Source organism: Mucilaginibacter sp. GW821-FHT07G05, from assembly GCF_059418565.1.
Map to the genome: position 1 here is coordinate 577,968 of NZ_JBWKQC010000002.1, position 21,099 is coordinate 599,066.

Consider the following 21,099-nt stretch of genomic DNA (forward strand, 5'->3'; position numbering starts at 1 on the left):
CGATGGCACAATTTTACAATACCAATTTATATACAGTTAAAGGCGGGCTTTATCCGGGTTTGTGTGTTAAAGAGCGTTTACGCCGCAGGCTCACCGAATTGTTTAACCGTAACTACATTACCCAATATATTGACATGGCAGCGCAGGATTCCCTGCCTGATGCCTGCGAAATGCAGCTGACCACCAATATTTTGCCCGATGAAGACAATGGCAGCGTTGACTTTGCGCGGCTTAAACTGGCGCTCGAAATATGGAAGGGCATGAATACCGAAGACAGGTGCTCTATATTGCAGCAATTTCAAACCCTGTTTGCCAACCGCGTAAGCGAAGCAGCGGCAAGGGGCAGTATCATGACCTTTTGCAAGGTGTTCATCTGCGAATTGTCGTTTGTTTTGTTGGAGGGTGATGCAGCCCTGAATTAGTGGATTGCTATTACGCTATTACGTTGAATAATATCAAAATAGCCGTAATAAACAGCACGCACATGCCGGCCAGGAACAGGTAATCGGCAATGGCCTCGAGCCTGCCGCCGGGCTTAAGGCTGCCCCTGATGGAAAGGAATGACAGGATACAGCTCAACATGAAAAAGATGAGGGCGAAGGTTACCGTTTCGTCAATAAAGGTGCGTTGGTCAACCTTTAAAAATTTTAGTGAAGTAAGCACCACAAAGCATAATCCAAGTAAGTTTGATGACGCGTTGAGTATGTGCGACGATTTATCATTAGCCATGCCAATAGTTTGGTTTGTGTTAAGCAATTTTAACCATATAAGTTAACCAATGCAAGCTAATAACAAAGCCCGGTACTTTTGTGTAACCGGGCTTTGTTATTTTATAGTTAGTTAAGCTGCTCTGTCGGTTTTATAAACGGTTACGTTACCATCAACAATATCGGCAATTTGCTGCTTAAAGGTTTGCAAATGCGGCTGGCTGTTATGAAGATCAAGACCCGGCTGATCGGCCCATGTTTCGTGGAAAATGAATTGTGTTTCATCTTCGGTAGATTGATACAGCTCATATTGCAGGCAGGCGGCTTCTTGTGTTGAGGCGGCTACCAATTGCTGTAAATAACCTTTCATTTGGGTTGTGGTACCCGGTTTACACTTCACTAACGCTGTTAAGTAAATGCTCATTATGTATGTTGTTTGGAGTAAATATAGTATTTAAATGTGCCTTGTAACGATCCAGTTCGGCAGGTACGTTGCTGGCCTTCATCACATCGTGAAAATGGATGCTTTGCAGTGGCTGCATGCCGGTAAAAGCATTCATGCGGTGAAAACCGAACAGTATGCCATCATCAACATTGGTTTCTTTAAAAAACTCGCCCGGCAGGGTAAAGGCTTCTTTAGGCGCGTTCCACGATGAGGTTACCATGTATTTTTTGCCATGCAGTAAACCACCTGTACCGTAATTAATAGCCGGGTTGGCTGATGAACGGCCATCGCTGCGGTAAATGCCATTTTGATGGCCTTCGGTAAATACCACGTCGATATATTTCTTAAAATCGTGCGGCACCTGGAACCACCAGATGGGGGTATGGTAAATGATCACATCGGCCCATTTATAATTTTCAACTTCTTGTTTCGGGTCGTAATCGTCGTTCACGTCTGTTGCACGCACTTCAAATTCCGGCCTGTCGGCAAAAAAACTGGTGGTGATATCAAGTAAGGTTTTATTGAATTTACCACCTGAATGCCCGAACACCTGGCCGCCGTTTATTACAAATATTTTTTTCATTATATGTTTCTCTTTTATTGTGCAGCAAAATTACTTCGCTTTAATTCATTATTAAAATAATATAAATTATACATTTGTATCATAATTATAATAATAAGAAAATGGTAAATTTTGAATGGTTCCGTACGTTTAAGGCGATATATGAAACAGGCTCGCTAACCGGCGCTGCCGAAAGCTTGTTTATATCGCAGCCGGGGGTAAGCTTGCATTTAAGTTCACTGGAGGCTTATGTGGGCTATAAACTTTTCGACAGGGCTTCGCGCAAAATGGTATCAACCGAGCGGGGTAAAATATTGTATAATTACGTGCAGGAAGCTGTTTGCCGCCTCGAAGATGCCGAGAAGCATTTCCATAAAAGCACCGAGAAGGATGTACCTACTATTAGTATAGGCATGTGCTTTGAAACTTTTCAGTTCACCCTCGAATCCTATTTGCCTACACTGCCCTTCAACGTAATTATCAAATTTGGCGAATACCCCGAAATGCTTGCCGATCTGGATAATGGTATCCTCGATCTGATTATTACACCGCAAAAAGGCGATTATAAAAATTTACTATACAAGCCGTTTTTTAAAGAGAAAATAGTAGTTGTTACCGGTTCACAAACACCTACATCCGGGTTTAATAAGCTACACCAGCAGCAGGATATGGCCGGAATGCAAGCCTGGCTGAAGGAACAACGCTGGTATGGTACCGCCGGTGATATGGAACACCTGCGCAATTTTTGGTTCTCCAACTTTGGTAAACGGCCCGATTTTAAACCAAATTTCATTGTGCCAAATATGTGCTCTATCATCAGGTGCTTAAGCGCCGGTAAAGGAGTGGCCGTAGTGCCCGATTTCTTGTCCAAACGAGAACTTGATGCCGGGGCTATTAAAATATTATGGGAAGGCGATAAAAAGATAGAGAACATGCTGTACTTCGCCACTCGCAAAAAATCTATCTATACCGAACAAACCGATCTTATTGAGAATATATTCCTGAAAGAAATAGCCTAAACAGGCTGATGCTCCTGTCGATACTGCATGTGTTTATACATGCCGCCTAACAGTGGCTTTTGGCCAACTACCTTAAAGCCGATGCCACTGTATAATTTTTCGGCTAAGTGATTGTCGTTACTTACCAGTAAACCAATGGGCTGGTTTTGATTTTGGTGTACCAATTCGGCTATTAGTTGTTTGCCTATGCCTTTTCCCTGTTGGTTTGGGTCTACACTCAGGCAGTCTATATAAAATTCACCGGCTTCGGTTTCATTTTCGGGTTGGGTTGAAAAGCCGTAAACCGAACGGATATGCTCCAGGAAAGGCGCGCGTAATACTTCCAGATCGGCACCATTATAACCATTGATGATGCCGTGTACACCTGCCGCATCTCCGTAAACTAATGTATTCTCATAGCTATATTGATTGCCCGCTATCCCGGCGAAATGTTCAAACACGGGGATAGCCTCGTTTGGGTCATTGGCATTGATAAACTTAGCAGCCAGCTCGCCCATGGCCTGTACAATTAAGCGTGCTATGTGCGGCGCGTCGGTAGGTGTTGCCTGTCGTATCATATCGGTTAAAGGTATAGATAAAGGTTTTGTTTTGTAGGTTGAATTGGCTTTACATCTTCCGGCACCATCTATAATAATTGAAAATAATAAATGCTTTTAGCATTAAATTGCGTTTATTTAATGGATTATTCTGTGCAGTGTAAAACAATAGTGCATTGATGCCATAATTCGACAATACAATTAACCAAAATTTAAAATTTTCACATTCATGAGAAAAAACCTGCTATTCGGGATTGCATTATTCCTAACAAGTTTTCATTATGCCTCGGGTCAGGACCGCAAGGCACCGGCCTATCCTTTAATTACGCACAACCCGTATTTCAGTATCTGGTCAACCGCCAACAAGCTTACCGATGCTACTACTACCCACTGGACAGGCTCAAACCAATCGCTTATCGGTTTAATTAATGTTGACGGCACCATTTACCGCTTTTTAGGTAAGGAGCCCGAATATTACAAAACTATTTTGCCTGCATCCGACGAAAAATCGTACGAGGTTACTTATACCGAAACCAAACCCGAGGGCGACTGGAAAGCAGCGCAATACCCTGCCACAGGCTGGAAAAAAGGCGCATCGCCAATTGGGGATACCGAAGGGCTGGATAAGATCTTATGGAAAACAAAAGATATCTGGTTCCGCAGAACGTTTACTCTCGCCAAAACCGAAGACATCAATAAATTGCTTTTAAAGCTATCTCATGATGATGATGTGGAGGTGTTTTTAAACGGCGAAGCACTCTACTCAAAAGTAGGTGTAACTAACGATTACGGCCTGATCCCGATTGATAAAGCTAAGCTTAAAGCAGGCCAAAACGTATTGGCTATGCACGTAGCAAATACAGGCGGCGGCGCACGTGCCGATATTGGTCTGGTTGATAAAGAAAAGCCAAGTGCCGATAAGCCGATATCGGTGGCCGATCAAACCAATGTAAGCATCAACGCTACGCAAACCATTTACAGCTTTAAAGCAGGCAAGGTTGATCTGGATGTAACTTTTACTTCGCCATTGCTGATGAATGACCTGTCTTTATTGTCAAGGCCGGTTTCATACATCGCCTATAAAGTAAAGGCTAACGATGGCAAAACGCACAATGTTAAGGTATACTTAAGCGCGTCAACTGATATCGCGGTTAATAAATCATCGCAGGAGGTTACCGCTAAAAAATATGCTACCGCCAATCTTTCTATCCTAAAAGCAGGCAGCGTTGAGCAGCCCATTTTGAAAAAGAAAGGCGACGATATGCGGATAGACTGGGGTTATGTTTATGTAGCCGCGCCAAAATCGGCAGGCGCTACCCAGTTCATCACATCTGAAAAAGAAGCTATCGGCGCTTTCCGTAAAGGTAGTGTGGTATCAACTGCATCACAAGGTAAAAAGTTGGCGTTAAACACTGTTGTGCCTTTTACAAAGGTAGGGGCGGCACCGGTATCTAAATTTATTGAGTTAGGGTACGATGATATTTATTCTATCCAATACTTCAAAACCAATTTAAGGCCATGGTGGAATTTATCGGGCAAAGAAACCATTGAGAGCCAGCTTACCAAGGCTGCTACAGGTTATGCTTCGGTATTGCAAAAATGCGCGACGTTTAACAAAAGCATGTATGCCCAAGCTTTAAAATCGGGCGGTAAAGATTATGCCGAATTGTGCGTATTGGCTTACCGTCAAAGTATAGCAGCACACCAACTGGTTAAAAGTCCGCAAGGCGAAATCCTTTGGTTATCAAAAGAGAACTTTAGCGGTGGTTTCATCAATACGGTTGACGTTACCTATCCATCTGCCCCGCTGTACCTCGTTTACAATCCCGAATTGTTGCAAGGGATGCTTAATGGTATCTTCTACTTTAGCGAAAGCGGTAAGTTTGATAAGAACTTCGCGGCGCACGATTTAGGTACCTATCCGCATGCCAACGGCCAAACTTACGGCGAAGGTATGCCGGTTGAAGAATCGGGTAATATGATCATCCTGGTGGCGGCTATTGCCAAAGCGCAGGGCAATCCTGAGTATGCCCGCAAACACTGGAAAACCCTGAGCACCTGGGTAAATTACCTTACCGAAGAAGGCTTTGACCCGGCTAACCAGTTATGTACCGACGATTTTGCCGGTCACCTGGCTCGTAATGCAAACTTATCGGTTAAAGCTATTGTTGGTATTGGCTGCTACGCGCAACTGGCCGATGCCCTTGGCGAAAAACAAACCGCTGCCAAATACCGCGAAATTGCTAAAGGCATGGTTGGTAAATGGATGCAACTGGCAGGCGATGGTGACCACTATACCCTTACTTTCGAAAATAAAGGCACCTGGAGCCAAAAGTATAACCTGGTTTGGGATAAAGTTTTAGGCTTAAACCTGTTCCCGCAATCGGTATATGATACAGAAACCAAATACTACCTGAGCAAGCAAAACGAATACGGTTTGCCTTTAGATAGCCGCAAAACATACACCAAATCTGACTGGATATTGTGGACCGCTACCTTTGCACCAACTCAAAAAGAGTTTGAAGCATTGATTCAGCCTGTATACAAATACGCCTTAGAAACCAGCACCCGCGTACCACTGAGCGACTGGCACGAAACTACTAACGGTAAACAAACAGGCTTTCAGGCCCGTAGCGTTATCGGCGGTTATTTTATGAAGATGCTGTACGATAAGCAAACAGCTAAAAAGTAATTTAACGATTTAAAGAAAAGCGCCGCTGGTAATTATATTGGCGGCGCTTTCTGTTTTATGGCTTTTGTTTGAGTATGCTGATGAGCACCCCGTTCGTCCAGCCGAAGCCATCTTGTGTAGGGTATTCGCCGCCTCCAGCTATCAGCGTGGTATCAATTACATTGTATTTTTCCAGCAGTTTACCGGTTTGCTTAAACACCCTAATGTTGGTACGGCTCCAGCGAGATGCTATTTCATTAGATAAAGCCTGCTGCTGATAATTCTTCAATCCCTCAATGGCTACCCACTGCAAAGGCGCCCAACCATTTGGCGCATCCCATTGCTGATGAGTGAATGCGAGGGTGGTAACCAAGCCGCCGGGTTTCAAAAATCTTTTCTGCAACACCTTAGCCATCAATCCCGACTGCTCCTGCGATGCTATCTTGAAAAATAGCGGATAAACACCGGCCAGTGTTAATTGAGTGCTTTGCTTGGCTTGTTTCCAGTTATAATCGCGGTACCAGCCGGTTTTGGCATCCCAGCAATATTTAATAATGGCCTGTTTGCGTTTTTCGGCTTTCGCTGTAAGATCGCCGCAGGCTTTCTCATTGTTATCGAGCTGCGCGGCATAGGCCAGTAAAAGTTCGAGGTTATAAAGCAGGCAATTGAGATCTACAGGTACAATATCTGTAGTGCTGATGGTTTTAAGCGTTTCTCCATCGGCAAACCAGCGGCTGCTAAAATCCCATCCCGATTCGGCACCTGAACGTAACTGGCGGTAAACTTCGGGCTTTGCCCTGCCGCTTGCCGCAGCTGTGGCAATATCCTCGGTATAGGCTTCTTCACGAGGCCAGTCGCCGCTATCGTAAAAGCGGTTGAGTACCGCTCCGCCCGGTAAATGCACTACGTGTGCCGATACCATTACGTTGGTTTTTTTATCATCCATCCAAAAACGGTACTCTTTTTCAAGCGCGTCTTTATTGGCGGTTAAAACAGAATCGGCTTTATTAGGCTTGCTTTGCATCAGCAACTGCACCATCAGCGAAAAATAGGGTGGCTGCGAACGCGTAAGATAGTAAGTGCGGTTACCATTAGGAATGAAACCATAATTGCGAATGAGCCAGGCAAAATTGTTCACCATATCTTCGATCATGCTCACCCTGCCGCTTTGCTTAAGCCCCAGCATGGTAAAGTACGAATCCCAGTAATATACTTCCCTGAAACGCCCACCGGGTACTATGTACGGGTTTGGCAAACTAATCAGCGAGCTTGAAGCGTCATATTTGTCGGTCTTCCGGGCAAGTACATCCCACAGCTGTTCAATATGCGCTTCAACACTTTCTTTTCCGCTTTTGTATTTGTTTGCAGCGGTTGCGGGCAAACCGAAATTATGCGCCACAAAAGCCTTTAATTTAAAGCCGGGTTTATCTTTTTGGGCTCTGTAATCTTTAATTATATCGGCAGGGCTCCGTTTAGGTGTGTAATCGGTAAAAGTTTTACTATCCGGAAATATCCCCGACGATTGTACCGCCTCAAACAGTTCCGGAAAAAGCTCCCGTGGCGAACTTTTTTTAAGTGTTTCTTTGGTATTAGTAGTGCCCGTGCCGCCTTGTTTGCAGGCACTAAATAATATAACAAACGCGATGATCAATAACCTGTACTTCATAAACAATGTATTGGTTGTTGAAGTAACAGGTGTTTAGGGTAATGGTTTTTAGGAGGTTTTTTTACTTCCCTCCTCGGGGAGGGGTGCGTCGGGAACCGTGGTGGCAGGGAGGGGTTTTCTCCAGTATTACATAAACGGCTATGAAACCCCTCCCTCCACCCTCCCAAGGGAGGGAATCGCACATGCCCCGCTTTTCCCTCGCAATACTTACGCCCCAAGCCTATTGTACAGTGACAAAACGGAGCAGAAGTTAAAATGGTTTTAGGAAGGTTTTTCACTTCCCTCCTTGGGGAGGGGTGCGTTGGGAAGTGTAGTGGCAGGGAGGGGTTTTCTCCAGTATTGCATAAACGGCTATGAAACCCCTCCCTCCACCCTCACCAGGGGAGGGAATCGCACATTGCCCCCGTTTTTTCTTCGCAATAATTACACCCCCTGCTCATGGTCGGTTTTATAGTCCTTTATTTCATCTAAAAAATCAATAGCCTTACTTAACTCCGTACCGCCAAAACTTTTTATCATGTTTTTTACCCAGGTACGGCGGGCCTTGCGGTAATTGAGCAGGCGATAGGCGGCTACAGATAGTATTACAAATAAGGATACCACTATCAACTGGATCAGCCAAAAGGTGGTGCCTGCATGGGCAACCAATGTGTCGTTATACCAAAAGGTGCAATAAAATGGCGTTTGTAATATGAGTATTCGCCCCACATCAATACCTGATAGTTGTATAGCGGCCAGCTTTTCCTGTGCCTGGGTAATGTTACCATTGAGGTCGATATTATTTAGCTGACCTGCATGCTGCGCGTATTTTATCACCGCGTACAGGTTAAAGAAAATGATAAAGCTTGCCGAAATAACGAAGTATATATTCCCGAGGTGATCAAACACGGCGAGGCCTAAAATTACCAGCCAAAGTGTACCCAGTACTACCCCCAATATCAATTGGCGGTGGAACGCGTTGATCTTGCTTTCGGCCTTTTGGGTTTGCATATCCTTAATTATTTTATGATTGAGTTGCAGCGATCTTTCCAGTTTGGCATCATACGCGTGCCAAAGTTGTTTTATGTCCAGTTCTTCCATTGTGTTAAGCTTTAATTTTTGAAAATTTTTGTTTTAGTTGTTCTTTGATCCGGTTTATTTTGGTGCGGATGTTGGTTTCAGACAAACCCAGTATCTCTGCTATTTCCTTTCCGCTTTTTTCTTCGAGGTAAAGCAGCATCAACGCGCGGTCGAGTTCCTTTAATTCGCTGATGAACTGCTGTAAAAGATTGAGTTGAACGTTGGTTTGGTCGTCGTCATTACCGACATCGCTAAAAGCAATAATGTTATCGGGTAGCGGCTGTATGTGCTCGTTCTTCTTTTTCTCTTTCCGGTACGAGTCTATAGCCACATTGAGCGCCACACGATACATCCAGGTAGATATTTTGCTGCGGGCATCATAACTTTCAAAACTCCGCCATAGCTGCAGGATGATCTCCTGTATCAGATCTTTTTTATCGTCGTCGTCCTTTTTAAAGGAGTTGGCAATCTTGTAGATCAATCCCTTATGCTGTTCAATTACCGATAAAAAGAGTTCGTCCCGGTTAAGCGTATCCATTGTTGTACATGCGTTTATCAATTTATACACAATTATTCGTACGGATAACTAAAATGTCACAAAGGAATTTAATTCAAAAGTTAAAATTCAAAATTAAAAAGGAGAATCAGGAGTTAAGAATCAGGATTAAAGAGCGGGAAATATTTTTTGAATTTTGACTTTTAATTTTTGAATTAAAAAAAGCCCTCCCGAAAAATCGGAAAGGGCCAATCATCCTCTAAACAAAAATTATTATTTGGCTACGTTCAGTAGTTCAAGTATTTTATCGGCAACCAATTCTGCCGAGGCCGGGTTTTGACCGGTGATGAGCAAGCCATCGGTAGTTATAAACGGTTTCCAGTCGTCACCTTTTTGGTAAACAGCGCCGCTTTGTTTCAGCATATCTTCTAACGAAAACGGAATCACATCGGTAGTACCGCCCGCCACCTCTTCGCTATTGGTAAAGCCCGCCACCTTTTTGCCTTTAACTAAGAAGTCGCCGTTTTTAGCTTTTACATTTTTTAACGCTGCCGGGGCATGGCAAACAAGTGCTACGGGCTTACCGGTGTTGTAAAAAGTTTCTATCAGGTCGATGGATGTTTTATTCTCCGGCAGATCCCACATCGGACCATGGCCTCCCGGATAAAAGATGGCATCGTAATCCTTAGCATTAACCTCATTTAAAGTTGTTGTATGCATAAGTTTGTCCTGCGCGGTAGCATCAGCTAAAAACTTTTTAACAGAAAGTGTGCTGTATTCAGGCTGAACACTCTTTGGATCAATAGGTGCCTGATCGCCTTTTGGCGAAGCAATGGTTACTTCAACCCCGGCGGCAGTAAGCATGTAATATGGTGTGGCCAGTTCTTCCAGCCAAATGCCGGTTTTTTTACCGGGGGCTACATCGCTGAATGAGGTAACCACTATCAATACTTTTTTTGATTTTAATGTGTTCATTTCGGTTTTAGTTAGGGTGGTATTGGCTTTAGCGCTATTGCTTACAACAACAAACGATAGTACCAATGTCAATAAAATATTTGCTTTAGTTTTCATTTCTTTTTTATTCAAAATTGGCACTAATTGCAGGCTTAATACAAGGATGTAGATCAACAAATTTGTGTGAGGTACATCACATCAGTCGGGCGTTAATGCTGTTTATCGTCAATAAAAGTATTTACTTTGTACCTTGTAATTAAACCGGCTATGAGCATTGTATTAAGGCAGCATTTAGAAGAAATAATATCGTTAACCGATGCCGAGTTTGATCATGTGCTTTCCTTCTTCACTTACAAACGTTATAAAAAGCACCAGTTTGTGGTGCAGGCCGGTAATATGGTTAATAATGATCATTTTGTGATAAGCGGCTTGCTAAAATCGTCGTTCCTGAACGAGCAGGGCAAGGAGCACATCATTCAGTTTGCCATGGAAAACTGGTGGACATCAGACTACAAAGCCCTGAGTAAGCAAACACCGGCCACTTTTAATATCGACTGTATAGAAGACGCGGAACTACTGGCCATCTCCGCCGAAAGCAAACAACAGCTCTGTGTCGAATCGCATAAAATAGAGCACTTTTTGAGAGTGAAAAATAACGCCGGGTACGTTAGTTTGCAGCAGCGTATATTATCCTTGCTAAACAATGACGCTCATGCCCGTTATAAAGAATTTTTAGAACAATATCCATCGTTAGTCCAACGTATCCCCAAGGCGTTAATAGCATCGTATTTAGGTGTGACGCGCGAAACTTTGAGCCGCTTGAGCCTTTAAGGTTTATAGGGCAGTATAGTTGAACTGACAGTAACATCAGGCGTGCCCGAAATAATAATTAATATGCCGCCGTTACGGGTTGAAGAATGATCGATATATAGCTGCTGCTCACTGCCAATGCCGAACTGTGTTTTCTCCGAGCTTAGTCCCCAGTAAATGATGGGGATGCCTTGCCATTTAAGCCGGTGCTTTAACCTGAAATAACCATTTTTTAATTTGCCTTTCACCAGCCGTGTTTTAAGTAAATGATTGCCATTGTATAAAGATGCTTTGACAGTTTTAGGGTCTGCCATTTCCAGCGTAAAATGTGTCGCCTGCTTTACTTCTGTCGAATCAATATCGGGCTCTTTCAAAAAGTAATTCCAAATTACATTGTTTGATGGGAGATTTAGGGCATTTTCCTGACGCGTTACTACAGGATAGCTGCCCAATAACCGAGGGGCTTTCAAGTCAACCAGTCCATCCCGATGAGGGGCTTTTAAACTCGAACAGGCTGTCAACAGCGTAGCAAACGTAATCAGCAATACCAACCCGTGATTTTTATACCGATGCTGCCAATGATAGAGATGTGATAATGTCAGCTTATTGCTAAGCTGTGGTTTTTTAGGTGATAACATAGGTTGCTATTTACCATTAAAAACTGATAGATCACTTATCTATTTAGCGATAGTAAATCACGAACTGAATCAACATTAAAGCAAGCGTTAATTATTATTCAGTAAAACCATATTGCTATAAAAACAGTATTTTGGTGCAAAGCGTTTATACCACTATATGCCAACCCATACCGATCAGTTTTATGCCGCCTTACCGGTTAGTAAATTGCCGCTTACCGAGCTATTGGTTACGGCTGATTTATTTCACCAGGTACCTGCCGACTGGCGCATTATCATTACTGATATTAAAAGTTCAACCCTTGCCGTGCAGGATGGGTTGCACCAAAACGTGAACATGGTGGCAACCGGCAGCATTGTTACTGTGCTTAACCTTGCTTACAAGGCTGGTATGGCTGTTCCGTTCTTTTTTGGGGGCGATGGTGCCACATTTATATTACCGCCCGAACTGGTTGACAAGGCCATGCCTGCGCTGTTGCAATATAAACAGCAAACCATGGATAACTTTAGCTTGAACCTGCGTATTGGCACTGTGCGGGTCGCCGATGTATACGAGGCCGGTTATTCGCTTCAGATATGCAAGTTTTGCCTGGCCGATAGCTTTCCGATCCCCATTGTATTGGGCGATGGATTGAATTATGCCGAAAGTATAATTAAAGGCGAAGGTTACATGCTTGGGTTGGATAGTGATCTTACCGAAGAGCCCGACCTTACCGGCATGCAATGCCGCTGGGATAAAATACCTCCGCCCGAAAATAAAGATGAAGTGGTTACCCTCTTGGTTATTGCCCGCAACAGCGCGGCGCAGTCTACCGTGTTTTGCGAGGTGATGCGGCAGATAGATGATATTTACGGCAGCGCCAAAAAGCGACAGCCTATATCAGTAGGTAAGCTCAAATTTAAATCGACCTTTAACAGGCTGGGGAGCGAAATGCGGGCACGGCTGGGTAAAATAAAATTCTTCGAACTGGTTAAAACATGGGCTATTAACCTGTATAGTTACGTATGGTTCCGTACCGAAAAGGGAAAGGACTACCTGAACCGACTGGTTGAAATGTCGGACACGCTGGTGATCGATGGTAAGATCAATACCGTAATATCGGGCACCAAAGAGCAACGTGCCGAGTTACAGGCCATACTCGACGGAATGGAAAAACAGGGCGATATTTATTATGGATTGCATGTAAGCGGCGCTTCTATCATGTCGTGCTACGTGCGCGATCTGGAGGACGGCCATATCCATTTTGTAGATGGTGCTGAGGGTGGCTATACCAAGGCTGCCACTGTTTTGAAAGCCAAGATCAAGGCTATACAATAATCGACTTTTTATAAATCCCCTTGCTCTTTAACCCAAGTATCAAGCGCAGTGATGGAGGCGGATTTCGTTTTAACAAAGGCCGCGGCACCTTTATCATTAGCCTGGCTGATGTAATTGGCAAACGCGGGCATATTGCCTGTTTGCGCCAGTTTGTAATAGCGGTTCATCAGTTTGGTATATAAGATGCTGCCCCCTGTTTGTTTTTTAGCCAAATTGCCTGCCGCTGTAAATATTGCCTTCAACTGCTCACTTAATAATGTGGCAGGCGTGGGGTATTTCTTATTATTTGCACCGGCTACAGCCGTGGTTATGGTCTGGTTAAGTTCGCGTGTATCGGCACTTACAGTGCCCGATGTTTGGCCTGCTTTTAACTCACCTCCCTTTAATATGCTTTGCAGGTTGGTATAAGCCTCATCGCTTTTTGCACCCGTAGGTTCGAGCCATAAAAAGTGGCACAGTGCCAGTAAGGCCGGCATCCTTTTGTTTTGATGAAAGGTAACCAAAGCGTATAAGCGTATGCTGGCTGCGTGATCGGGCTTTAGGCCGATGGCCGCGATAGCGCTTTGCTCAGCTTCAGTATACTGGCGATTACGGAAATAGGCCAACCCGAGGTTGTAATACGTGGAATGATCGGTTGAATCGGTTTTAATGGCCAGTTTATAGCTGTCAACAGATTTTTGCGCCTGCGATAATTTGTCGTAAATGCTGCCCATTAAACCGTAGGATGCCGCCATGATATTGGCCGATGCATTGCCCTCTACAACCTTTTGCAGGTAGGGCAGGGCGTCGCTGCCTTTTCCTGATGCATTCAGGCTAAAAGCCATCTGGTAATTAGCGTTGATATTGGCAGGTTCCAGCGCAAGTGCTGCCTTATATTTCTCGATAGCGCCTGTATAATTACGTGCATTATTAAGCTCAATACCTTCTTTTAACAGGGAATTTACATCCTGTGCCAAAGCGCCCCGTGAAAGGGCAAAAAATAAAATAGTTGATACGATCTTGAAAATAGATTTCATAAAATATGATGATGCACTAAGGTAATCACTACAGTTTAATACGCACTAACAAATTTGCTATACCCATATTAATGCTCACTCTTTTTAAATTGAACGCTTATAACCTTACCCTGCGTGTGGTAGTTTGCTTTTATTATTGCCGGGAGGTTTTCAAGAGACTCCTGCAAGCCATCTGCAATAAAATATTCTGAAGGTAAAGACGCTTGTGTAAACTTTAGTTTGCCGCCCTCATCCGGCACGGCGTTTTCAGGTAAAAAGACAATAGCCTTCTGCATTTTCCCCTTGCTGATCGTGATTTTCGAGGCTGCCAAATAACCATCCGCTAAGATGAATTTTACCGTTTTGCCTTTTAGAGTTGCTCTGTAAGCAACGGCATCATAAGCTTTTTGAGCCTTTACCGATGCCGGTATAATCAGCAACAAAAAAATAGACAGCTGAAAGAGTAACTTCATTTTCTATTAACGCTCTTGGTTTGAAAATGTTCGGCCGCACGGAAGGGGGGATGGAATGGCTACAAAACAAAAAAACCCTTCTCCGTAGAGAAAGGGATTTAAGAGCGAAAGACGAGATTCGAACTCGCGACCCCGACCTTGGCAAGGTCGTGCTCTACCAACTGAGCTACTTTCGCTTGGTGAAAACAGATCCTATAATTTAGCAAACTTTTTGCTCTGTACTTAGAGCGGGAATTGAAGTTTTTGCTGTAATGGCTTGATGTTCAATTCTTTATTCCTGATTAAAAATCAGATGCACTTATTTTAGTGCTATTTGCTATCCTTATTTAGGAGCGTTTTTTTAACGATGCAAAGATAGGATTATCTTTTTGTTTTGCAATTGTTAAGTTAGATTAATTAGGCAAAATCAATTGTTTTTGGAGGTTATTTCCCCAAAGTAACTGATTGCCAAGGAAATTAATTTGCACCTGTAATGAGATTTTTTTGAACTTTTTCAGAAAGATTTAAGCGCTCTGCTAATTGAGATACTATTTTTAATACAAATGGGATTCTTGAATACATAAAACCATCGCAATTTCTTCGAAATGTTGTCAAGCACATTTACCATGTTTTTGTCGAAAATAAACATTCTGACAATCCGAAGTTCGATTTGCCTCCCAACTGGTTTATCATTGATCCTACTTATCATTTTGGCTACAAGTTGCTCCGCTTTCGGCACATGGGAGCGGCAACGTTCGCGCAAATTTGCATTTCATAATATCACAAAAAGGAAATGACAAAAACAATTTTTATTACCGGCGCCTCATCAGGTATTGGTAAAGCTACTGCTAAACTATTTGCAGATAAAGGATGGAAGGTAATTGCCACTATGCGCAAGCCGGAGAATGAACAGGAACTCAACCTGCTGGAAAATGTGACTTTACTGCCGTTGGATGTAACTAACCTGGCGCAGATCAGGGAAACTACTCAGAAGGCGCTTGAACTGGGTGATATAGATGTGGTGTTTAACAATGCGGGTTACGTGTTACTTGGCCCTTTGGAAGCTAATACGGATGAACAGATAGTGGCGCAGATGGAAACCAACTTCCTGGGAGTGATCCGCGTTACGCAGGCATTTATTCCTTATTTCCGCGAGAAAAAGTCCGGGCTGTTCATCACCAATGGCTCTTCTGCGGGCTTAATGGGTTTCCCGGTTAGTTCAATGTATGATGCCAGTAAATGGGCAATAGAGGGCTGGAGCGAGAGCTTATCCTACGAATTGAATGAGCAGGGGATAGGCATTAAAACCATAGAACCCGGTATGGTAGCTACTGATATTGGCAGCCGTGCGGTATTTGTAGGGCACCCGGCATACGAAACCCTCATGAACAAGTTTACAAAAATAATGACAGGGGCAGAGTATATTTCAACTCCGGAGCAAATTGCCGAAGTGGTTTACGAGGCGGCTACCGATGGCAAAAATACCCTGCGCTATGTTTGCGGCGACGATGCCAAAAACCTTTACGCGCAACGTTTGGCAGAAGGCGATGAGGCATTCCGTGTAAGGATAAAACAAATGTTTGATGCCTTGTAGGCAACCAAATTTTACATTGCCGGTAAATATCTTTAACCATATTTACCGGCAGTTATTTACGTGAGTATTATGGAATTGAAAAATAAAGTAAGGGTGTTTAACACGATCAGCGAGCTGCAACGTGTATTTGGCCTGCCGCAACCTTTACATCCGCTGATCAGCCTGCTCGACTTTTCTAAAGTAGAAGTTACTGCCGAAATGCTGGCCGATCCCTTTGTGATGAATTTTTATTGCATTACTTATAACGAGGTTTCGGGCTGCCGGATGAAATACGGGCAAACCATTTACGATTTTAAGGAGGGCGGTATGTTCTTTACCGCGCCGGGCCAACCGTTAAAACCTGTAGAATCGGCCGCCGCGGGTCCGGGCTTTACACTTCTTATTCATCCTGATTTTCTGCGCCACTACCCGCTGGATGCTAAAATTAAAACTTACGGCTTTTTTGCCTACTCGGTGAACGAAACCCTGCACCTTTCGGGAAAGGAAAGGGCCGTTATCAGCGCTATTGGTAAAAACATCGGCGACGAACTGGAAACAGCCATTGATGATATTACCCAGGATGTGCTGATCTCTCAGATCGAGTTACTGTTGAATTATAGCCAGCGATTTTATAAGCGTCAGTTTATCACCCGGAAACCCATCAACAATATTTTACTGGAAAGGCTCGATACGCTGCTGGATAATTACTTTAGGGATAAAACCGCGCTCATGAAAGGTTTGCCATCGGTACAATACCTCGCCGGCGAATTGAACATTTCACCCAAATATCTCGGCGATATGCTGAGGGCGCTAACCGGGCATAATACACAGCAGCATATCCATCTTAAAATTATCGAGAAAGCCAAAGAGATCCTCACCATCAGCAATCTCACTGTTGGCGAGATCGCTTTTCAGCTGGGCTTTGAACATCCGCAATCGTTCAGCAAGTTGTTCAAGTCTAAAACCAACCTTTCGCCACTGGAGTTCCGGGCAAGCTATAATTAGGTATGGTGATATAATCATGTTGTATCAACATGGCAAGTATAAAGCCGGTACCTTGGAAAGGCAACCTGCTGTTCTATCGAATATTGCTCTGCTATAAGGGTGAATAGATTTTGGATAGATTTACTAATTTAGGGCACCTCTTATATGATCTGCCAAAAATGACACTATTCCATTTTAACTTTAACCTGATTAAATCTTCGCCAATCAAAATTTCAGCATGCCTGGTAATTGGTGTATTGCTTTGTTTTGTTAACCCGGCGAAAAGCCAGGATCTTGGCCAGCAAAATGAAATTTTTTGGCACACCAATGCCGGTAACGGAATAACCTGGAACATCTTAAATGAGAAGCGATTACCCCATGACGATAATATGGAGATGTCGGGTTTGTTGGTATCGGGAATTGTGAAATATAAAGTCGATCAGGCTAAACAAGTACAAATTATAAGAGATGTGATCTTTCCGCAGCTGCGGAAATACAGCAAATCCAATGAGTCGATGTACAGGGCTTATTTGCGGTCCGAATACAGCGACGATATATTGCCGGTGATCACCCTTGCAAAAAAGAAATTGGAAACCGGTGTATTAGATTCGGTATGTATTAATGGTAAAATAGCGTTTTATTTTAAAGCAAGGGATGGGATTAGGGTAGTAAGATCTTTCTTCCCGTCTATGGATAAGCGGTGTTTTGTAGAGAAATGGACGCTGATCAATACCGGTTCAGACTCACAAACGCTGGACATTGGCGCTACAGAACTGAACCAGGATGAAGCAGGCTGGCATGGCCGTTATTACAGAAAGGTAACTACCGATGCACAGCGCGAGGTAAACATTGCGCCCGGCAAAAAATACGAATTCGGCATTTACTTCACAGCTACGCTAAACGATGAGCCGGAGCCGGCAAGGTCTTTCACCGACATAGAGCATAACCGGAATTTATTTTTGGACAGTGTTTCCAATAACCTCGTTTTAAAATCACCGGATGATGTAATAAATACCTTGTTTTATTTTTCAAAGATCAGGGCGGCAGAGAGTATTTTCAAGTCGCGGCTTGGCTTGGTACATTCACCGGGCGGTGGTAATTACTACGTAGGCATCTGGGCTAATGATCAGGCTGAGTATAGCGGCCCGTTTTTTCCTTATCTCGGTTATCAGAAAGGTACACAGGCAGCCATGAATGCCTACCGGATATTCCAACAAAATATTCCTAAAGACGGTGGTAAAATATGGGCCTCATTTGAATTAGATGTAACCTTCCCCTTTGGAGCAAATGACCGTGGCGACGCGGCGATGATTGCTTATGGGGCAACCCATTATTTACTGGCGCAGGGTGACAGGGCAAAAGCTGAGGAAATATGGCCTCTTATTAACTGGTGTTTGGAGTATACTAAAAAACGGGTTACTCCCGATGGAATTGTAGCCTCAGAAAGTGATGAACTGGAGGGGCGGTTTCCAACAGGCTCGGCTAACCTGTCAACATCATCACTGTATTACGGTGCCTTAGTTCAGGCCGGGCGGTTAGCCAAAGCAATGGGTAAGCCGGCTTCTTTAATTGCCGATTACGAAGCTCGTGCAAAAAAACTATCTCAAGCTATCGAAAAATACTTCGGGGCAAAAATGGATGGGCTCGATACCTACAAATATTATAAGGAAAATACTACGTTAAGAAGCTGGATATGCCTCCCTTTGGTAGTGGGTTTAAATGAGCGAAAAAATGGCACCCTGGATGCCTTGTTTAATAAATTATGGTCGGCAAATGGTGTGCTTACCGAATTAAACCCCAATGAAAGTGACGCGAAGGTGTTTTGGGACCGGGGAACGCTTTACGCGTTTAGAGGTGCTTTTAAGGCGGGTGCGGCTGACAGAGCTTTGGAAAGGCTTGCCTCGTATTCAACTACCCGTTTAACCGGCTTCCGTGTACCTTATGTGGTGGAAGCATGGCCCGAGAACGGGATGGCTCATCTCTCTGCCGAAAGCGCCTTGTATTGCCGCGTGTTTACGGAAGGATTGTTAGGTATTGAACCTACAAGTTTCAATACTTTTCTTTTGCGCCCCAATTTGCCAGCGAAGTGGACTCATTTGGAATTAAATAACATCCGCGCCTTTAATGCTAACGTAAGCATAAGCTTACAGCGTCAGAAAGATAAACTTAGATTGAGGGTTCTTCAGGATGGAAAAAGTATTGTTGACCAATTAATTAAGAACGATACCCAGATAGCGGTAAAGATTAGATAGGTATAGACCATTCGGGCGGTAATTTAGTAGGGCATTGTTTCGTTGAAATTTTGGTTTATAAAAGTTTTGCAACAAAAAAATTACAAAAAGTTTCAGATTACATTTTAATTTTTTAGATTGCTAAACCAATTTAATAACCAACAATCCATGACTTCCAAGGATTATCAGTTGAACGATCTGTTGCGTAATGTTGCCGTTTTTAAAAACGAGCAGGATTACCGGAGGTTATTTAATGCGCTTTTTCCGTGCCTTAAGGGATTTGCATTTACCTTGCTGAAATCGGAAGATCTGGCCGAAGAAGTAGCGAGCGATGTGATGATCACCATTTGGCGTAAAAAGGAGTTGTTAACCGAGGTACAAAATATAAAGGTATACGCCTTTGTTATCGCCAAAAACCTGTCTCTAAATGTATTAAAACAGCAGGCCCGCCATAAATTGATCAGTCTGGATGATATTGACGTTAACTTAGCGATGTTTGAGCGCTCGCCCGAACAAATTTTGATGTATACCGAGCTTAAAGAAAAAATAAAGGAGGTAACCGAAGGCTTGCCTGCCAAGTGCAAGCTGGTTTTTAAACTGGTGCGCGAGGATGGCTTTTCGTATAAGGAGGCCGGCGAGATCCTGAATATCTCTGTAAAAACGGTAGACGCGCATTTGGTAGCCGCTGTACGCAAAATAACGGCCGCTTTAAAACAGGAATTTAACCTGTCAAAATATTAATCAAATTTATTTTCAGGCGGAATAGGGAATAGGGCGATATTTTTTGTCCTTGTTGTAGTTACCCAATTATAACAGCCTGTATGTACGAAGAACGAATCACTTTATTACTCACCCGTAAAATTGCCGGCGAAGCCACTGCCGACGAATTAAGGGAATTAAATGATCTTCTTCATAAGCATCATGACGCTGTTTACTACGAAGAATTTTTAAAGGAACTATGGCATCCATCGGCCGATACTGCACAACAAGCCGATAAAACTAACTCGCAATACGAAAAGCATGTTGCCCGCTTTAAAGACGAATTAGACTTTACCCCGCCCGAAAATGATGGTTTACTATCTCCGCCGGATAGGGGCAGCTTAAGGCTCAAATTAGTGTTGCTTATTTTGCCGCTTTTGTTAGTAATAGGTTTAATGCTGCAAAAGGTTTACCGGGCACCATCAAATAAAGCCTTTACAACCATTATGGCAGGCAAAGGCATGCGCAAGCAATTTCAGCTGCCCGACGGTACTAAGGTTTGGCTGAATTCCGAAAGCCAGTTATCGTACGAAGGGGATATGCTGAATAAAGAAACCCGTACCGTTAAACTTGTCGGCGAAGCCTTTTTTGATGTTACCCATAATAAACAGCATCCCTTTATTGTAAATACCGACAAAATATCTATTAAGGTATTAGGTACGGCGTTTAACGTGGAAGCTTACCCTAATGCCGAAAAATCAACAACAACGCTTATTCGTGGTTCTATCGAACTTTCGGTAAACAATGTAAACTACTCCAAAATAAAATTAAAGCCTTCAGAGAAATTTGACCTTATTGAACAGAAGGTTCCGGCCAAGCAAGCCGCGGCCGATCCTGATCCTGTGCGTAACCTCACCATCAGACTGGGCAATATTACGCCCTTACAGGTAGGCGATGAACAATATACCACCGAAACATCGTGGAAAGAGAACAGGCTGATCATCCAGGATGAAACTTTTGAAGAACTGGTGCCAAGGCTTGAAAAATGGTATGGTATTCAAATTAAGGTAAGCGATAGCAAAGTGCTTGCCTACAGGTTTACCGGTGTATTTACCAATGAAAAGCTTGGCGAAGCCTTAAAAGCAATGCAAACAATCAAACAGTTTAACTTTAAAATAGATAACAATGACGTAACCATTTACTGAAAAAAGAAAAGACAGGAATGCTTCCAACATCCCTGCCTTTCATCTTCATGAGCAGTATAACTGCTAAATCCAATTTTTAACC

At 43.4% G+C, this 21,099-nt stretch carries 20 protein-coding genes, 1 tRNA gene and 1 pseudogene; 10 read left to right on the plus strand and 12 right to left on the minus strand.

Going from position 1 to position 21,099, the window contains the following annotated elements:
- The first annotated feature begins 2 nt into the window (after window positions 1-2).
- Window positions 3-422: a hypothetical protein gene (locus AC07NA_RS06850; protein WP_494896782.1), complete on the plus strand. Its 420-nt coding sequence runs from the start codon at window positions 3-5 to the stop codon at window positions 420-422.
- A gap of 10 nt (window positions 423-432) precedes the next feature.
- Here the strand turns inward: AC07NA_RS06850 and AC07NA_RS06855 are convergent, their stop codons facing one another.
- From AC07NA_RS06855 to AC07NA_RS06865, 3 genes are all read right to left on the minus strand, one after another.
- Window positions 433-729, minus strand: a complete 297-nt coding sequence (locus tag AC07NA_RS06855) for a hypothetical protein (protein ID WP_345209995.1) — start codon at window positions 727-729, stop codon at window positions 433-435.
- A 111-nt stretch (window positions 730-840) separates the two neighbouring features.
- The gene (locus tag AC07NA_RS06860) at window positions 841-1,131 is read right to left on the minus strand and encodes a putative quinol monooxygenase (protein WP_494896783.1); all 291 of its coding nucleotides are present in this window, start codon (window positions 1,129-1,131) and stop codon (window positions 841-843) included.
- Window positions 1,097-1,735 carry an NAD(P)H-dependent oxidoreductase gene (locus AC07NA_RS06865; RefSeq protein ID WP_494896784.1) on the minus strand — a complete coding sequence of 213 codons (639 nt, stop codon included), beginning with the start codon at window positions 1,733-1,735 and terminating at the stop codon, window positions 1,097-1,099. The genes AC07NA_RS06860 and AC07NA_RS06865 overlap by 35 nt, the downstream gene beginning before the upstream one ends.
- 101 nt (window positions 1,736-1,836) lie before the next feature.
- Between AC07NA_RS06865 and AC07NA_RS06870 the strand changes: the two genes are divergently transcribed.
- Window positions 1,837-2,733 (plus strand): LysR family transcriptional regulator, encoded by an 897-nt coding sequence (locus AC07NA_RS06870; RefSeq protein WP_494896786.1) that lies wholly within the window; start codon window positions 1,837-1,839, stop codon window positions 2,731-2,733.
- Here the strand turns inward: AC07NA_RS06870 and AC07NA_RS06875 are convergent.
- Complete coding sequence (locus tag AC07NA_RS06875) at window positions 2,730-3,290, minus strand: GNAT family N-acetyltransferase (protein WP_494896787.1); 561 nt, start codon at window positions 3,288-3,290, stop codon at window positions 2,730-2,732. The genes AC07NA_RS06870 and AC07NA_RS06875 overlap by 4 nt on opposite strands.
- 208 nt (window positions 3,291-3,498) lie before the next feature.
- On the opposite strand from AC07NA_RS06875, the gene AC07NA_RS06880 reads away from it, so the two are divergent.
- On the plus strand, window positions 3,499-5,961 hold the full coding sequence (locus AC07NA_RS06880) for a glutaminase family protein (protein ID WP_494896788.1): 2,463 nt from the start codon (window positions 3,499-3,501) through the stop codon (window positions 5,959-5,961).
- Window positions 5,962-6,016: 55 nt separating this feature from the next.
- On the opposite strand, the pseudogene treF reads toward AC07NA_RS06880, so the two are convergent.
- From treF to AC07NA_RS06900, 4 genes and pseudogenes are all read right to left on the minus strand, one after another.
- A pseudogene (gene treF / locus AC07NA_RS06885) lies at window positions 6,017-7,621 on the minus strand (alpha,alpha-trehalase TreF); the annotation flags it as partial.
- A 408-nt stretch (window positions 7,622-8,029) separates the two neighbouring features.
- On the minus strand, window positions 8,030-8,686 hold the full coding sequence (locus tag AC07NA_RS06890) for a hypothetical protein (RefSeq protein ID WP_494896790.1): 657 nt from the start codon (window positions 8,684-8,686) through the stop codon (window positions 8,030-8,032).
- 4 nt (window positions 8,687-8,690) lie between these two features.
- Window positions 8,691-9,203 carry an RNA polymerase sigma factor gene (locus AC07NA_RS06895; RefSeq protein WP_494896792.1) on the minus strand — a complete coding sequence of 171 codons (513 nt, stop codon included), beginning with the start codon at window positions 9,201-9,203 and terminating at the stop codon, window positions 8,691-8,693.
- Window positions 9,204-9,434: 231 nt separating this feature from the next.
- Window positions 9,435-10,232, minus strand: coding sequence for a type 1 glutamine amidotransferase domain-containing protein (locus AC07NA_RS06900; RefSeq protein WP_494896794.1), 798 nt, complete (start codon window positions 10,230-10,232; stop codon window positions 9,435-9,437).
- 150 nt (window positions 10,233-10,382) lie between these two features.
- Between AC07NA_RS06900 and AC07NA_RS06905 the strand changes: the two genes are divergently transcribed.
- Complete coding sequence (locus tag AC07NA_RS06905; protein ID WP_494896796.1) at window positions 10,383-10,946, plus strand: Crp/Fnr family transcriptional regulator; 564 nt, start codon at window positions 10,383-10,385, stop codon at window positions 10,944-10,946.
- On the opposite strand, the gene AC07NA_RS06910 is transcribed toward AC07NA_RS06905, so the two are convergent.
- Window positions 10,943-11,563 (minus strand): hypothetical protein, encoded by a 621-nt coding sequence (locus AC07NA_RS06910; protein ID WP_494896798.1) that lies wholly within the window; start codon window positions 11,561-11,563, stop codon window positions 10,943-10,945. The genes AC07NA_RS06905 and AC07NA_RS06910 overlap by 4 nt on opposite strands.
- 157 nt (window positions 11,564-11,720) lie before the next feature.
- Here AC07NA_RS06910 and AC07NA_RS06915 point away from each other — a divergent pair, with 157 nt between their 5' ends.
- A complete protein-coding gene (locus AC07NA_RS06915) occupies window positions 11,721-12,878 on the plus strand; it encodes a DUF3095 domain-containing protein (RefSeq protein ID WP_494896799.1) in 1,158 nt (385 codons plus the stop codon).
- 8 nt (window positions 12,879-12,886) lie between these two features.
- Here the strand turns inward: AC07NA_RS06915 and AC07NA_RS06920 are convergent, their stop codons facing one another.
- The 3 genes from AC07NA_RS06920 to AC07NA_RS06930 all read right to left on the minus strand — a co-directional run bounded on the left by AC07NA_RS06920 (window position 12,887) and on the right by AC07NA_RS06930 (window position 14,522).
- The gene (locus AC07NA_RS06920; RefSeq protein ID WP_494896800.1) at window positions 12,887-13,894 is read right to left on the minus strand and encodes a tetratricopeptide repeat protein; all 1,008 of its coding nucleotides are present in this window, start codon (window positions 13,892-13,894) and stop codon (window positions 12,887-12,889) included.
- A 68-nt stretch (window positions 13,895-13,962) separates the two neighbouring features.
- Window positions 13,963-14,313, minus strand: a complete 351-nt coding sequence (locus AC07NA_RS06925; protein WP_494896801.1) for a hypothetical protein — start codon at window positions 14,311-14,313, stop codon at window positions 13,963-13,965.
- Window positions 14,314-14,449: 136 nt separating this feature from the next.
- Window positions 14,450-14,522 (minus strand) — tRNA-Gly (locus AC07NA_RS06930).
- 596 nt (window positions 14,523-15,118) lie between these two features.
- On the opposite strand from AC07NA_RS06930, the gene AC07NA_RS06935 reads away from it, so the two are divergent.
- The 5 genes from AC07NA_RS06935 to AC07NA_RS06955 all read left to right on the plus strand — a co-directional run bounded on the left by AC07NA_RS06935 (window position 15,119) and on the right by AC07NA_RS06955 (window position 21,017).
- Window positions 15,119-15,919, plus strand: a complete 801-nt coding sequence (locus AC07NA_RS06935; RefSeq protein ID WP_494896802.1) for an SDR family oxidoreductase — start codon at window positions 15,119-15,121, stop codon at window positions 15,917-15,919.
- A 69-nt stretch (window positions 15,920-15,988) separates the two neighbouring features.
- Window positions 15,989-16,903 carry a helix-turn-helix domain-containing protein gene (locus AC07NA_RS06940; RefSeq protein WP_494896804.1) on the plus strand — a complete coding sequence of 305 codons (915 nt, stop codon included), beginning with the start codon at window positions 15,989-15,991 and terminating at the stop codon, window positions 16,901-16,903.
- A 158-nt stretch (window positions 16,904-17,061) separates the two neighbouring features.
- Window positions 17,062-19,134, plus strand: a complete 2,073-nt coding sequence (locus AC07NA_RS06945; protein ID WP_494896805.1) for a six-hairpin glycosidase-like protein — start codon at window positions 17,062-17,064, stop codon at window positions 19,132-19,134.
- Window positions 19,135-19,281: 147 nt separating this feature from the next.
- Entirely contained in the window at window positions 19,282-19,854 is a 573-nt protein-coding gene (locus AC07NA_RS06950; protein ID WP_494896806.1) for an RNA polymerase sigma factor, read from the plus strand.
- 80 nt (window positions 19,855-19,934) lie between these two features.
- Window positions 19,935-21,017, plus strand: coding sequence for a FecR family protein (locus tag AC07NA_RS06955; RefSeq protein ID WP_494896808.1), 1,083 nt, complete (start codon window positions 19,935-19,937; stop codon window positions 21,015-21,017).
- Window positions 21,018-21,099 lie beyond the last annotated feature (82 nt).